The sequence below is a fragment of the Miltoncostaea oceani genome, from assembly GCF_018141545.1.
Classification (GTDB): domain Bacteria; phylum Actinomycetota; class Thermoleophilia; order Miltoncostaeales; family Miltoncostaeaceae; genus Miltoncostaea; species Miltoncostaea oceani.
The window spans coordinates 2308555-2322838 of sequence record NZ_CP064356.1 but is presented as its reverse complement, the minus strand read 5'-3'; the positions used below and the strand labels follow the sequence as shown (position 1 = coordinate 2322838).

Annotated in this window: 15 protein-coding genes; 8 read left to right on the top strand and 7 right to left on the bottom strand. The window is 75.7% G+C overall.

The features are described 5' to 3' along the window. Positions 1-40: 40 nt before the first annotated feature. Positions 41-1930 (top strand): MFS transporter, encoded by a 1890-nt coding sequence (locus IU369_RS11915; RefSeq protein ID WP_217921202.1) that lies wholly within the window; start codon positions 41-43, stop codon positions 1928-1930. A 15-nt stretch (positions 1931-1945) separates the two neighbouring features. On the opposite strand, the gene IU369_RS11910 is transcribed toward IU369_RS11915, so the two are convergent. Both IU369_RS11910 and IU369_RS11905 read right to left on the bottom strand, forming a co-directional pair. Beyond that, positions 1946-2548: a hypothetical protein gene (locus tag IU369_RS11910; protein ID WP_217921201.1), complete on the bottom strand. Its 603-nt coding sequence runs from the start codon at positions 2546-2548 to the stop codon at positions 1946-1948. A 143-nt stretch (positions 2549-2691) separates the two neighbouring features. Next, positions 2692-3990, bottom strand: a complete 1299-nt coding sequence (locus IU369_RS11905; protein WP_217921200.1) for an O-acetylhomoserine aminocarboxypropyltransferase/cysteine synthase family protein — start codon at positions 3988-3990, stop codon at positions 2692-2694. A 176-nt stretch (positions 3991-4166) separates the two neighbouring features. Here IU369_RS11905 and IU369_RS11900 point away from each other — a divergent pair, with 176 nt between their 5' ends. Together IU369_RS11900 and typA are read left to right on the top strand one after the other, a co-directional pair. Further along, on the top strand, positions 4167-4463 hold the full coding sequence (locus IU369_RS11900; protein ID WP_217921199.1) for a hypothetical protein: 297 nt from the start codon (positions 4167-4169) through the stop codon (positions 4461-4463). A 39-nt stretch (positions 4464-4502) separates the two neighbouring features. Further along, positions 4503-6353, top strand: coding sequence for a translational GTPase TypA (typA, locus tag IU369_RS11895; protein ID WP_217921198.1), 1851 nt, complete (start codon positions 4503-4505; stop codon positions 6351-6353). 3 nt (positions 6354-6356) lie between these two features. Here typA and IU369_RS11890 read toward each other — a convergent pair whose 3' ends face one another. The 3 genes from IU369_RS11890 to IU369_RS11880 form a co-directional block, all read right to left on the bottom strand. Then, positions 6357-6884, bottom strand: coding sequence for a hypothetical protein (locus IU369_RS11890; protein WP_217921197.1), 528 nt, complete (start codon positions 6882-6884; stop codon positions 6357-6359). Positions 6885-7143: 259 nt separating this feature from the next. Next, positions 7144-7617 carry a hypothetical protein gene (locus tag IU369_RS11885; protein ID WP_217921196.1) on the bottom strand — a complete coding sequence of 158 codons (474 nt, stop codon included), beginning with the start codon at positions 7615-7617 and terminating at the stop codon, positions 7144-7146. A 201-nt stretch (positions 7618-7818) separates the two neighbouring features. Then, positions 7819-8250, bottom strand: coding sequence for a MarR family winged helix-turn-helix transcriptional regulator (locus IU369_RS11880; RefSeq protein WP_217921195.1), 432 nt, complete (start codon positions 8248-8250; stop codon positions 7819-7821). A 123-nt stretch (positions 8251-8373) separates the two neighbouring features. On the opposite strand from IU369_RS11880, the gene IU369_RS11875 reads away from it, so the two are divergent. Then, positions 8374-8928, top strand: a complete 555-nt coding sequence (locus IU369_RS11875) for a YceI family protein (RefSeq protein ID WP_217921194.1) — start codon at positions 8374-8376, stop codon at positions 8926-8928. A gap of 4 nt (positions 8929-8932) precedes the next feature. After that, positions 8933-9496, top strand: a complete 564-nt coding sequence (locus IU369_RS11870) for an NADPH-dependent FMN reductase (protein WP_217921193.1) — start codon at positions 8933-8935, stop codon at positions 9494-9496. Between the two features lie 157 nt (positions 9497-9653). Here IU369_RS11870 and IU369_RS11865 read toward each other — a convergent pair whose 3' ends face one another. Continuing rightward, positions 9654-10877, bottom strand: coding sequence for a S1C family serine protease (locus IU369_RS11865; RefSeq protein WP_217921192.1), 1224 nt, complete (start codon positions 10875-10877; stop codon positions 9654-9656). Between the two features lie 189 nt (positions 10878-11066). Continuing rightward, positions 11067-11951 (bottom strand): 5'-3' exonuclease, encoded by an 885-nt coding sequence (locus IU369_RS11860; protein WP_217921191.1) that lies wholly within the window; start codon positions 11949-11951, stop codon positions 11067-11069. Between the two features lie 93 nt (positions 11952-12044). Between IU369_RS11860 and IU369_RS11855 the strand changes: the two genes are divergently transcribed. The 3 genes from IU369_RS11855 to IU369_RS11845 are packed head-to-tail and all read left to right on the top strand — an operon-like array spanning position 12045 to position 14183. Continuing rightward, positions 12045-12839, top strand: coding sequence for an enoyl-CoA hydratase (locus IU369_RS11855; protein WP_425516820.1), 795 nt, complete (start codon positions 12045-12047; stop codon positions 12837-12839). 25 nt (positions 12840-12864) lie between these two features. Beyond that, complete coding sequence (locus IU369_RS11850) at positions 12865-13533, top strand: phosphate signaling complex PhoU family protein (RefSeq protein WP_217921189.1); 669 nt, start codon at positions 12865-12867, stop codon at positions 13531-13533. Continuing rightward, positions 13530-14183: a glycerophosphodiester phosphodiesterase gene (locus IU369_RS11845; RefSeq protein WP_217921188.1), complete on the top strand. Its 654-nt coding sequence runs from the start codon at positions 13530-13532 to the stop codon at positions 14181-14183. Before IU369_RS11850 ends, IU369_RS11845 begins: the two co-directional genes overlap by 4 nt. The last annotated feature ends 101 nt before the right edge of the window (positions 14184-14284 follow it).

Below are 14284 nucleotides of genomic sequence, written 5' to 3'. Positions count from 1 at the left end.
ATGCGACACTCCGGGCCTGCCGGACCGCCAGGGGGTCGCCGTGGGGACGAGAGGTGTGCTGCGGGGGGGCGTCGGCGCGATCCCGCTCGCCGCGGCCGTCGCGCTGGCCTTCGCCGACTCCTCGATCGTCATGCTCGGCCTGCCGGAGATCTACGGCGAGCTCGACGCCTCCATCTCCGGCGTCTCCCTGGTCATCACGGCCTACAACCTCGTCGTCGCGGTGGCCGCGTTCGCGCTGATCCCCGTGCTGCGGGTCGTGCGCCCCGCGTCGCTGCTGGCCGTCGGCCTCGTCGTGTTCCTCGCCGCCTCGCTCGCCTGCGGCGTCGCCGACACGCTCCCGTTCCTCGTGGCGATGCGCGCGGCCCAGGGGCTCGGCGGCGCGTTCCTGCTGGCCGCGTCGCTGCCGGCGATGGCCGCCGTCACCGGGTCGGCGTCGGCGGGGCGGGCGTGGTGGGGGCTGGCGGGCACGCTCGGCGCCGTGCTCGGACCCGCCGTCGGGGGCGTGCTCACCGAGCTGTTCGACTGGCGGGCGATCTTCATCGCACAGGCGCCGGTGGCCCTGCTCGCCCTGGTCGTGCTCGCCGACCCCCGGGTGCGGGCCCTGGCGCCGGAGGCCCGCGGCGGGCGGGTGGCGCTCTGGCCGAACCTCGGGCTGGTGTTCGCGTTCGGCGCGCTCGTCGGCGCGCTGTTCCTGGCCGTCCTGATGATCGTGACGGTGTGGGGCCTCGGGCCGCTCCCGGGCGCCCTCGTCGTGAGCGTGCTGCCCCTCGCCGCCGTCCTCGTCCGCCCCGTGTCGCGACGGGTGGGGGCGGCGTGGAGCGCCGCCGCGGGCGCGCCGTTGCTCGCCGCCGGGCTGGTGGCGCTCGCCTACCTGCCCGAGGTGTCGTCGGCGTGGGCCGCTGCCGCCCTCGTGGTCTGCGGCGCCGGCTTCGGCCTGCTCGTGCCGCCGCTGACGGCGGGGTCGGTCGACGGGGCGGCGGGGCTCGGCAAGGCGGGGACGGTGTCGGTGGGCGCCCGGCACGTCGGCCTGGTGCTCGCCCTCGCGCTGGTCGCCCCCGTCCTGGCCGCGGACCTCGACACCGCCGGCGACCGCGCGACCCTGAACGCGACGCAGGTCGTGCTCGACGCCCGCCTCGGGCTGCAGCAGAAGGTGCCGGTCGCGATCGACCTGTCCGACGAGTTCGCCCGGACGCCCCGCGGGGCCGTCCCCGACCTCGAGGGGGTGTTCGCGGCGAACGGCGCGGCCGACGACCCCGCGGTGCGGCAGGTGCGGGACGACCTGGTCGGCGCGATCGAGGCGGCGATCACCCGCGGCTTCCGCGCCGGGTACCTCGTGTCGGCGCTGTTCGCCCTCCTCGCGCTCGTGCCGGTGCTCGCCGGGTGGCGCGCGATCGCCGGCCCCGCCCGGCCGCGCCCGCCCCCCGCCGCGCTCGCCCCGCTCGCCGTCCTCGTCCTCGCCGGCGGCGCGCTGGTGGTGGGTGCGCTCGCGACGGGCGGCCCCGACCTGGGGCGCTCCACCACCACGGACCCGTGCGCGGCGCGCACCGCCGATCGCGGCGGCGGCATCGACGCGACCGTCCAGGGGATCGTGCTCGACGGCCTCGCGGGCGCCGCCTGCGAGCTCGACGTCGGCCGCGAGGAGCTGGTGCTCTCGTTCGGCTCGGGCGCCGGCACCCGCGACATCCCCTGGGACCCGCCGACCGTCGAGCGGGCGGTCCGCTCCGGGCTCGTCCGGGCCGTCGACGACGCCGAGGACCGCGGCTCGCTGAACGGCGTCGTCGCGGACGTCCTGCGGGCGGTCGTCCAGCGCGCCCCCGTGGAGGAGCTCATCGAGGGCGGCGGCGCCCTGCGCGACCTCGCGGCCCGGGTCGATGACATCGACATCGACCCGGGCGCGCTGATCGACCGGGTGCAGGACCTGCTGCCCTGACCGGGTGACGCGTCCCTAGGGGCGAAGCCCCCGGGGGCCGTGCTCGCCCGGCTCCGGGCGGGTGTCGTCGGCGATGTGCGCGGCGAGCTCCGCCGTGCGGGCGGCGGGGACGCCGTCGGCCGTCAGCGCGGCGCGGATCGTGGCGATCAGCTCCGCTCGCGCGACGCCCTGGGCCTTCGCGATCCTCGTCAGCGTCGACCCCGCCTCGAGCTTCGTGCGGATCTGGGCCTCGGTGAGCTTCAGCTTCGCCGCGACCTCGTCGAGCACGGCGCCGTGGGGGCCGCCCGGGCCGCCGCGACCCATGCCGGGCCCGTGACCGCCGAATCCGGGCAGGCCGGGGGCGTCCTTCGCGCGCTCCAGCATCTCGTCGGCCTGGGCCTGGGTGATCCGGCCCGCGGCGACGGCCTCGTCGAGGCGCTCCTTCAGCAGGTCCTGGTAGGCCCCGGTGACGTCGTCGGCGGTGATCTGGGTGCCGGCGCGCTCGTTGATCGCCTCCGCCAGGTCGGACGCCTGGTCCCCTCCGCCGCTCGTCGCCGCCACGGCGCCGCCGGCGATGCCGGCGCTCGCCACCGCGCCCGCCGCCAGGATGGCGATCTTGGTGCGTCGTCCCATCGTCACGTTCGTCCCCCTCGTCGGAATCCGGGTGGTCCTGCACCACCGTAGGACGGCCCCATGTGGAGCCCCGGGGGGACGGATCGGAGTCCGCTGTGAACGGGGGCCCGGCACGACCGGCGGACGCCGGTCGTGCCGGGGCGACCCGGTCAGGCGGTGGCGGTCGCCAGCGCCTGGTCGATGTCGGCCAGGATGTCGTCGATGTGCTCGATGCCGACGGACAGCCGGACCATGTCCTGCGTGACGCCGGCGAGCGCGAGCTCGGCGTCGTCGAGCTGCGAGTGCGTCGTGGACGCCGGGTGGATCGCGAGCGACTTCGCGTCGCCGATGTTCGCGAGGTGGCTGTGCAGCTCCAGCGCCTCGATGAAGCGCTGCCCGTTCTCGCGGCCGCCCTGGATCCCGAAGGTCAGGATCGCGCCGTACCCACCGTTCAGGATGCGCCCGGCGACCTCGTGGTACTCGGACGACGGCAGGCCGGGGTAGAGGACCCACGACACGCGGTCGTCGGCCTCGAGGTGCTTCGCCACGGCGAGGGCGTTCTCGGTGTGGCGCTCCATGCGCAGCGGCAGCGTCTCGACGCCCTGCAGGAACATGAACGCGTTGAACGGCGACAGCGCGGCGCCGGTGTTGCGCAGCAGCACCGTCCGGACGCGCCCGATGTAGGCGGCTGGCCCGAGGGCGTCGCTCCACACGACCCCGTGGTACGAGGGGTCGGGCGTCGTGAGGCCCGGGTAGCGGTCGGAGTGCGCCGTCCAGTCGAAGTTGCCGGAGTCCACGATGATCCCGCCGATCGACGTGCCGTGGCCGCCGATGAACTTCGTGAGGGAGTGGACGACGACGTCCACGCCGTGCTCGAAGGGGCGGCAGAGGATCGGCGTGGGGACCGTGTTGTCCACGATCAGCGGGAGGCCCTCGGCGTGGGCGGCGTCCGCCCAGGCGCGCAGGTCGACGACGTTGACCTTCGGGTTGCCGACCGTCTCGGCGAACACGAGGCGGGTCTTGTCGTCCACGCGGGAGGCGAGCTCGCCCGGCTGGTCGGGGTCGACGAACCGGACCTCGACGCCGAACTGCGGGAGCGTGTGCGCGAACAGGTTGTACGTGCCCCCGTAGAGGGTCGAGATCGCGACGATGTTGTCGCCGGCGCGGCACACGTTCTGCACCGAGTAGAGCACCGCGGCCTGCCCCGAGGCGGTGACGCATGCGGCCAGCCCGCCCTCGAGCGCGGTGATGCGCTTCTCGAGGACGTCCCAGGTCGGGTTCATGATCCGGGAGTAGATGTTGCCCGGCACCTTCAGGCCGAACAGGTCGGCGGCGTGCTGGGTGTCGTCGAAGACGTAGGAGGTCGTCTGGTAGATCGGCACGGCGCGGGCCTTCGTCGCCGGGTCGACCTCCTGACCGCCGTGCAGGGCGATGGTCTCGGGCCGCTGGGGCGTGGGGGAGGTGCTCATCGAGCTCCTTCGTGGGGAGGAAATACGGGAAACTTGGTGGGATTGGGGAGTAACGCTAGTGGCCACTCCCGTCCCACGTCAAAGTGCGCAGGAGGATGACGGGTCCGCGCGACGAACATGTGTTCGTGGGGGCGGCGGGGTAGGATCGCCGCCCACGGTCCAGGACGGAGGACGACATGGACGGGACGACGAACGGCGTGGCGGGACGGCGGTTGCGGGCCGTGGGCGGCGACCCCGTCACGGACACGACGGTGCTGCGCGACGCCGCGGAGGCCTGCGTGGCCGCCGCGACGGGCGGCATCCCGCCGCGTTCCCTGGGCGCGGCCGTCGCCGGGCACCTCGGCGTGGAGGCCGGCGACGTGGCGCCGCACGCCCTCTCGGTGGCGCTCGGCGTGCTCATCGCGACGGGCCGCGTGGACGAGGTCGGCGGGCGGCTCCTGCACGTCGCCGAGGAGCGCCGCGAGGCGGGCTGATCGTCCGGACGGAGGGCGCGGCGCCGTCATGTGCGTACCATGGCCTCCGTGAACACACGAGACGATCTCAGAAACGTGGCCATCGTGGCCCACGTCGACCACGGCAAGACGACGCTGGTCGACGCGATGCTCTGGCAGTCGGGCGCCTTCCGGGCGAACCAGGACGTCAACGAGCGGGTGATGGACTCGACGGACCTGGAGCGTGAGAAGGGCATCACGATCCTGGCCAAGAACACCGCCGTGCTGCACGGCGGCATCACCATCAACATCATCGACACCCCCGGCCACGCCGACTTCGGCGGGGAGGTGGAGCGCGGCCTGCACATGGTCGACGGCGTCCTCCTGCTCGTCGACGCCTCGGAGGGGCCGCTCCCGCAGACCCGCTTCGTGCTGCGCAAGGCCCTCGCCGCGCGGCTCCCGGTGGTGCTGGTCGTCAACAAGGTCGACCGGCCCGACGCGCGGGTGAAGGAGGTCGTGGACGAGGTCTACGAGCTCTTCCTCGACCTCGACGCCGACGAGTCGCAGATCGAGTTCCCGATCGTCTACTGCGTGGCGCGGGAGGGGAAGGCGTCGCTGACCCCCGACGACCGCGGCGAGGACCTCGAGCCGCTGTTCGAGGTGCTCCGCGACACCGTCCCGGCCCCGTCGTACACCGAGGGCGCCCCTCTGCAGGCCCTCGTCACGAACCTCGCGGCCTCCAGCTACGTCGGGCGCCTCGCGATCTGCCGGGTGCACGAGGGCGAGATCCGCTCCGGGCAGACCGTCGCGTGGTGCAAGGCCGACGGCACGATCTCACCGGCGAAGGTCACCGAGATCTACATCACCGAGGCCCTCGACCGCGTCCCCGCGGAACGCGCCTGGGCGGGCGACATTGTCGCCGTGGCCGGGCTCCCGGAGGTCACGATCGGCGAGACGCTCGCCGACCTCGACGACCCCCGGCCCCTGCCGGTGATCTCCGTCGACGAGCCGAGCCTGTCGCTGACCATCGGCATCAACACATCGCCGCTGTCGGGGCGCGACGGCACCAAGCTGACCGCGCGCCAGGTGTCCGACCGCCTCGACCAGGAGCTGATCGGCAACGTGTCGATCCGCGTCCTCCCGACCGAGCGGCCCGACGCCTGGGAGGTCCAGGGCCGCGGGGAGCTCCAGCTCGCCGTGCTCGTCGAGACGATGCGCCGCGAGGGCTTCGAGCTCACCGTCGGCAAGCCGACGGTCCTGACCCGCGAGATCGACGGGGTCATCCACGAGCCGCTCGAGCGCGCCTCCATCGACGTGCCGGACGACTTCCTCGGCGTCGTCACCCAGATGCTGGCCCTCCGCAAGGGGCGCCTCGAGCAGATCGTGAACCACGGCACCGGCTGGGCGCGGATGGAGTACCTGCTGCCGGCCCGCGGCCTCGTCGGCTTCCGCACCGAGTTCCTCACGGAGACGCGCGGCACCGGGCTGCTGCACCACGTCTTCGACCGCTGGGAGCCGTGGATGGGGGAGATCCGCACCCGTCCCCGCGGCAGCCTGGTGGCCGACCGCTCCGGCGTCACGACGAACTTCGCGCTGTTCGGGCTCCAGGAGCGCGGCACGCTGTTCATCGGCCCGGGGGAGGACGTCTACGAGGGCGTCATCATCGGTGAGAACGGCCGGGGCGACGACATGGACGTCAACCCCACGAAGGAGAAGAAGCTCACCAACATGCGCTCCTCGACCAGCGACGAGCTGGTGCGCCTGGTGCCGCCCCGGAGGATCAACCTCGACCAGGCCCTCGAGTTCGTGCGCGACGACGAGTGCGTCGAGGTGACGCCGAAGGTCGTGCGCCTGCGCAAGGTGGAGCTGGTCGGGCACGCCCGGGCGAAGCTCGCCCGGCGCGGCGGCGCGGCGGCCCCCCGCCCCTCGTAGGGCTCAGCGGGTCGCGGGCCGCCGCCGCCGGGCGGCGCGGAACGACAGGACCGTCACGACCCCGATCAGCAGCGCGGGGCCGCCGACGGCCTGCACGATGTCGCCGAGGTCCATGCCGGACCCCCCGGCGGCCCCGGCGCGTCGCGCGTGGTCGTCCTCGATGCGCGTGAGCAGCGCGTCGAGCCGGGCGGCGTCGATCTCCCCGCGGGCGTGGCGTCCCACGGCGTCCGCGACGTCGGCGTCCGCCGACGCGCGGGAATCGACCGCGGCGGCGACCTCCGGAGGCGTCCCGGCGGTGCTGGTGCGCAGCGCGGCGGCGAGGGAGTCGAGGCGGGCGCGGAGGTCACCGGCGGTCGTCGCGGCGGCGGGCGTGCCGGGGCCGGCGGCCGCGATGCGCTGTCGCGCGTCGGTGACCGCGGCGTCGCGCCCGGCCGTGTAGGCGGCGATCAGGTCGGCGGGGGTCGCCGCGGTCGCCACCGGCACGGCGGCCAGGAGCGCGCACAGCACGACCAGCAGGATCCGGCCCGTCATGCCGCCCCATCGGCCGGTCCGGCGCCCGACATGACCGGCGGGGGACGTCATCCTGTCGCCGGGCGACATCGTGGTGATTGACACGTGGCGATGCGGGGGAACCTGCCGCCGAGCGGTGCGGCGGCGGTGAAGGCGCCGCACCGTGGCGAGTCTCCCGCCGGGCCGGCGAGCACGTCGATCAGGGCACGGGGTGCGAGGGGAGGGGCGGGGCGCCGGTCACCATCCGACCGGCGCCCCGCCGCGTGTCAGGCCCCCGCGGTCAGCGCTTGTCGAGGTCGTGCGCGGGGTCGGCGGGGTCGCCGATGCCCTCCGGCCCGCGGCCGGTGTCCTCCTCGACCGTGCGCTCGATGCGGCCGTCCTCGCGCTCCAGCGTGAAGAGCGCCGCGAGCAGCGCCACCACCAGGGCGAGGGCGCCGCCGAGCAGGGCCATGTAGCCGATGGTGCCGCCGACGCTGCTCGTCTCGAACGGCCCGGGCGACAGGCTCAGGATCAGCCCGGCGACCATGCCGATGACGGCGCCGACGATCGCCCCCGTCACCAGGGTCCGGGCGAGCGTCCGCTGTACCCCCCGGCGCGTGCTGGGGTCGGGGGAGCCGCCCCGATGGGCGCCGACGGCCTCCTCGGCGTCGACCACCCGTGCGATCGTCTCCTCGCGCGTCTCCACGTCGGGGTTGGCGGGCAGGTCCTGCGCCACGTGCGGCGCGTCACCCGTCGTCTGCTGGTCGTCGGCCATCTCCACCCTCTCTCGTTCGTCCCGGTCCGGCTACCCCGGGGAGGGTGGGTGCAAACGGGATCGGTGGTTTCGTCCGCCCCCCGGGCGGGAACGGCGGCACCGACGCGGGTGCGGACGGGCGCCGGCGTCTCGGAGGGCCGGGACCGCAGGGAGGCGGGCCGCCGGGTGACACCCCCTTGTCGCCCGGCGGCCGTCCCGCGATCAGCCCCCGCCGGCCCCCGGGCAGGCGTCCTCGGTGTCCTCGGCGCCCGGGAGGCGCGAGAGCAGGGCGATCAGGGTGTCGACCTCGTCCGGCTCGTACAGCTCGCCGAAGAGGGCCGTGAGCCCGGCCAGGTGGCTCTCCGCGGCGGCGAGCATGGCCGCCCGGCCCGCCGGCGTGAGCTCCGCGTAGGTCACCCGCGCATCGGACGTGCAGAGCCGCTTCGCGACGAGCCCCGATGCCTGCAGGCCGTCGAGCAGCCGGGTGATCCCCGAGGGCGTGAGGCCGACGGCGGCGGCGAGGTCGACGCGGCGCATCGCCCCGTCGGGCGCGGTGGAGAGGCGGCGGAGGACCTCGAAGTCGGTCACCGTCAGCCCGCTCGACGCCTGCAGCTCGGCGTTGAAGGCGCGCGTCATCGCGGAGTGCGCCCCCATGAGCCGGGACCACGCTCCGATCGCGGCATGCGCTTGTGTGCTCAACACTTGACTGGTCAAGGGTCACCCGCTAGCTTTGTTTGCGGAGTCAATGATAACCCATCGAGCGGGAAGGGTCACCACATGAGCACCACCGAGCAGCAGGTCGTCACCGCGGTCCCCACCGGGACGTGGCGGCACGACCCCGTGCACTCGTCCTTCGGCTTCTCCGTGAAGCACATGGTCGTCGCCACCTTCCGCGGTTCGCTGACGGACTTCGACGCGACCCTGACGGGCGACGAGGACGGCACCGCCACCCTCGAGGCGGCCGGCCGCGTCGCGAGCGTCGTCACGCAGGACGACAACCTCACCGGCCACATCCAGTCGCCGGACTTCTTCGACGCCGAGCGCTTCCCCGAGGTCCGCTACCACGCCACGGGCATCGTGCGCGACGGCGAGTCGCTGCGCGTCCGCGGCGAGCTGACCCTCAAGGGCACCACCCGCCCGCTCGAGCTGACCGGCACCATCGTCGGCCCCGTCGTGGGCCTCGGGGACGCCGAGGTCATCGCCGTCGAGCTCGAGGGCGTCATCGACCGCACCGCCTACGGCCTCAACTGGAACGCGCCGCTGCCGGGCGGCGGCTTCGCGGTCGGCAACGACGTCCGCCTCACCGCGCACCTCGAGATGCGGAGGGCCTGACGCCATGGTGATCCTCGGCATCTCCGGGAGCCTGCGCCGCGACTCCCACAACTCCATGCTGCTGCGGGCGGCCGGGGCGCACCTCCCGGAGGATGCCGAGCTGCGGGTCTTCGACGGCCTGCGCGACGTGCCGCCCTACGACGAGGACGACGACCGCGACCCCGCCCCCGACGCCGTGACCCGGCTGCGGGAGGCGATCGCGGGGGCCGACGCGCTCCTGATCGCCACCCCCGAGTACAACTCGTCGATCCCCGGCCAGCTCAAGAACGCCCTCGACTGGGCGTCGCGACCCCGCGACACGAGCCCCCTGCGGTTCCTGCCGGTGGCCGTCGTCGGCGCGAGCACCGGCGCGTTCGGGGCGGTCTGGGCGCAGGCGGAGCTGCGCAAGGTGCTGTCCGCCTCAGGCGCCCGGGTGGTGGAGGGCGACCTGGCGGTCGGCCACGCCCGCGACCGCTTCTCCGCGGACGGGGTCCTCACCGACCACGACCTCGGGGACCAGCTCCGCGAGGTGGTGGGGCAGCTCGCGGACGCCGTCCGCGAGCGGACCCGGACCCGGGTCGCGGCCTGATGGGCGTCGCCCTGCTGGCCATGGTCGGATCCGGGGTGGTCGTCGCGGGCCTCGTCGGCCGCGTCCGCCGGACCCTCGGGGGCGACGACCCCGGGGACCGCGACCGCTGACGACCGGCCGTCCCGCCCCCCGGCCGGGGGCGGTACGGGCTCCATCGTCAGCCGCAGGTCGCGGCCGGGGTGGCGGAGGTCGTCGCCGGCCGGCTGCCGAGCGTGACATCGACGGTGCGCGGCTCCCCGCCGGGGCCGACCACCGTGAGCGTCGTGGAGGTCCCCGGCGCGAGCGCGTCGACCGCCTCCTGCAGCGTCGCGGCGTCGGTCACCTCGCGGTCGCCGATGGCCGTGACCACGTCGCCGCCCACGCAGACGGCCGCGCCGCCGTCGGTGGCGGGCGTGTCGCCCGCCGCGAGGCCGGCGTCGTCGGCGGGGCCGCCCGCCACCACCCCGGTGATGAGCGCGCCCGTGTCGGCGCCCACGCCGTCGGTCCCGGCGAGGTTCGCGTCGACCGTGGCGGTCGTCACGCCGAGCCACGCGTGGTCGACCCGCCCGTCGGCGAGCAGCCCGTCGATGACCCGCCGTGCGGTGTCCACGGGGATCGCGAACGCGACGCCGACGTTGGCGTCGACGCCGGAGTCGGCGATCTGGGCGGGGATCCCCACCAGCTCGCCGTTCGCGTCGAGGAGCGCGCCGCCCGAGTTGCCGTGGTTGACGGCGGCGTCGGTCTGGACCGCGCCGGTGATCGTGAACCCGTTCGGGGCCTGGATGCTGCGGTCGAGGCCGGACACGATCCCGGCGCTGGCGCTCGCCTGGTAGCCGAAGGGGTCGCCGACGGCCAGCACCGGGTCGCCGACGTCGACGGTCGATGCGTCGCCCAGCGGGATGGGATCGAGCGCGTCGGCGGGCACGTCGATGTCGAGCACGGCGAGGTCCGTGGAGGGGTCGGTCCCCACCACCGTCGCCGCGGTGGTGGTGCCGTCGGCGAGCTCGACGCTCACCGCGCGGGCGCCGTCCACGACGTGCTCGTTGGTGAGCACGTGGCCCTCGTCGTCGATCACGACCCCGGACCCGGTGGCCGTCGCCTCGCCGCCCCCCGGGGCGCCTGGGGCGCCGGCGCCCGCGGCGACGGTCGCGGTGACCGACACCACCCCGGCGCGTCGCGCCGCGTACACGGCGCTGAAGTCGACGGTCGTCGCGGCCCCCGCGGCCGTCGTCGTCCGGGCGACGCTCGTCGCCGACGCCGCCGTGGCGGGCGAGGCGGTCGCGGTCGCCGGCCCCGGGTCGGAAGCGAGGTCGGTCGCGGCGACGACGCCGCCGCCGATGGCGGCGGCCGACAGCGCGATCGCCGCCGTCCGCGCGGCGCCGCCGCGCAGGGCCTGGCGCATGGATCGGGTCCTCGGCATCTCGACCTCCGGCTCGGTTCGGTCCTGGACCGGCCGCGCCCCGGGGGTGCGGGGGCGCGACGCGGTGAGGACATCGAACGCCCCGGTCCTCAGAGGGGGCTGTGGACGCCGTGAACCCCGCGTGAGGGTTGCGCGAAGATCGCGTTGCGACGCCCGCCCCGCCGGTGGGGGTCAGCCGGTGCGGGCCTCCGCCACCTCGTCGGCGCGCCGCTCCAGGTCGGGGGCGTCGAGGGTGCGGCACATCGCGGCGAACCCCTCCGCCGGGCCGGTCCAGGCGATCTCGTCGACCCCGTCGGCGAGCACCCCGGGGGCCTCCCGCCGCAGCGTCGCCAGGTCGAGGAAGAGGGCGGCGGCCTCCCGCCCCTCGCGCAGCGCGTCCGCGAGGCGGGCGGCGCCGCGGACCGTGACGTCCCAGTCGGCGGGGTCGTCGGGGATCGCGTCGATGTGGCCGTGGCGGGCGAGCACCGTCGCGGCGCTCTTCGCCCCCCAGCCGGGCAGCCCGGGGAAGCCGTCGGCGGTGTCGCCGACGAGGGCGAGGTAGTCGGGGATCGACGCGGGACCGACGCCGAACCTCTCGCGCACCCCGTCCTCGTCGCGGGTGATCCCCTGGCGGCGGTCGAGCTGCACGATCCGGGTCCCCGACACGCATTGGGCGAGGTCCTTGTCCGGCGTGCACACGATCACCCGGTCGACGCGGTCGTCCCGTGCGGCGCGGTCGGCCGCCGTCGCGAGCCCGTCGTCGGCCTCCAGCTCCACCATCCCCCAGACCGTGACGCCGAGGGCGGCGAGCGCCTCCTCGAGCAGGGGGAACTGGTCGAGCAGCACGGGGTCGATGCCCGCGCCGGTCTTGTAGCCGGGCCACAGGTCGTTGCGGAACGACTCGATCACGGTGTCGGTGGCGACGCCCACGTGCGTCGCGCCGTCGCCGAGCAGCTCCAGCACCGACCGCACGACACCCCGCGTCGCGGCGCGGGTGGAGGCGGCCGCGACCTCGCTCGGCAACCCCATGTGCTGCCGGAAGATCTCGTAGGTGCCGTCGATCAGGTGGACCTGCACCGTCACATCATCCCCGACGGGCGGTGCGGGCGCCGCGCCGGCGGTCCGGGGGCGCTAGGCTCGCGCCGGGTGAGACGTCCTCCCGGGGGGCCGATGTCCGGCGTGCGCAGCGAGGTCCGGCAGGTCGCCGTCGAGCGCGACGGCGCCGTCGTGACGCTCGTGCTCGACGAGCCGCAGCGGCGCAACCCGCTGTCCCTGGCGACGATGCGGGCCCTGCGCGCCGCGCTCCGCGCCGCCGGCGACGACACGGGCGTCCGCGCCGTGGTGATCGGGGCCCGCGGGCCCGCGTTCTGCGCCGGCCACGACCTGCGCGAGCTCGCGGCCGCCGACGCCGCGGCCGCGGAGGAGGTCTTCGCCGCCTGCACCGAGCTGATGCTGACGATCCACCGGCTGCCCGTCCCCGTCGTCGCGCGGGTGCAGGGCGTGGCGACGGCCGCCGGGTGCCAGCTCGTGGCCGCGTGCGACCTGGCGGTGGCCGCCGAGGGCGCGACGTTCGCGACCCCCGGCGTGCGCATCGGCCTGTTCTGCTCGACGCCGATGGTCGAGGTGATGCGGGCCGTCGGCCGGACCCGGGCGATGGAGATGCTGCTCACCGGCGACCCCGTCGACGCCCCGACCGCCCTCGCGTGGGGCCTGGTGAACCGGGTCGTCCCCGCGGACGCCCTGGACGGTGCGGCCGCCGGGCTCGCCGCCCGGATCACGACGGCCAGCCGCGCGACCGTCGCGATCGGCAAGCAGGCGGTCGCCGACACCCTCGGCCTGCCGCTCGACGAGGCCTACGCCCACGCGGCGCGGGCGATGTGCCGCAACGCCGCCACCCCCGACGCCCGCGAGGGGATCGACGCCTTCCTCGGCCGCCGCCCGCCCGTCTGGTCGCACGGCGCGTGAGCCCGGCGGCGGGCGGGGGACCCCGGTGACGACGGGTCGCAGCGACCCCGCGGCCGCGTTCGGGGCCCTGCGGTCGGACCTCGCCGAGCTCGCGGCGATCGTCCTGTCGCAGGTCGAGCGCGCCGTCGCCGGGTGGGACGACTCCGATCCGTCCGCCGCGGCGGCGGTCGCCGCGGTCGACGCGGAGGTCGACGCGCGCAGCGCCGGCATCGAGGAGCGCATCCTGTCCCTCCACCGCGACTGGAGCGCCTTCGCCGGCGACCTGCGGCTGCTGCACGTCGGCCTGATCGCGGCCGTCGCCCTGGAGCGCGTCGGCAACCTCGCCGTGCAGATCGCCCGCCTCGCCGGGTCGGTGCCGCCGCCCGAGGAGGCCCTCGACCCGGTGCGGTCGCTGATCCGCGGGATGGGCGAGCGGGCCGTTGACGCCCTCGCCGACGCGGTCCAGGCGATCGCCCGCGGCGACCTCGCGGCGGGCGAGCGCGCCGTCGCCGACGCCCGCACCGTCAGCCCCATGCTCGACCAGGTGCTGCGGGAGGTGACGCGCTCCGCCACGGGACCGGGGATGCGGGCGTGGTCGGCCGCCGCCGTCCTGGTGGCCCGGCACGTGGAGCGGGTCGCGAACAACGCCGCCGAGCTCGGCGCGCGGGTGCGGTTCCTCGTGACGGGGGAGAGCGGGCAGGCCGAGGCGGGGTGACCGGGGGGCCCCTCCTGATCGCCCACCGCGCGGGCAACGACCCGGCGGGCGTCGCGCCCGCCGTCGCGGCGGGCGCCGACGTCATCGAGATCGACGTGCACATGACCGGCGGCCGCCTGGAGGTGCGCCACCCCCGTCGCGCGGGCCCGATCCTGTGGGACCGCGCGGGGGTGGCGTGGGCGGCCCGCCGGCGGCTCCCCCGGCTCGAGGAGGTCCTGGAGCGCATGCCCCCGGGCTCCACGCCGATGCTCGACCTCAAGCAGGGCCCCGCCCGGCTCGCCCCGGCGGCGCTCGCCGCGTGCCGCGACCGGGGGTTCGCGGAGGTGACCGTCGCGTCCCGGCGCTGGGAGCTGGTGGACGCGCTGCGCGACGCGGAGGGCGTGCGCGTCGTGCACTCGGCGGCGGGCGCCCGGGAGCTCGCCCGCCTGTTGCGCCGCCCCGGGGACCTGCGCCCGCGGGTGGTCTGCGCGCGGCGCGACCTGCTCGGCGAGGAGCCGGTCCGGGCGATCCGCGCGCACGCCGGGACGGTGATGACGTGGCCCGTCGACGACGCCGGCGACGCGGCGCGACTGGCGGCCTGGGGGGTCGGCGGGCTGATCTGCGACGACCTCGGCCTGATCGCCCGGCTGGCCGCGCGGCGACGGCGGTGAGCGTGGGAACGCGACGGATGGGGGATCGTCAGGCGGGCCGCGCTCGACGATGGTCCGGCAGACTGACGGCCTGCACGTCGCGTCCCCCTTACCTGCTAAGG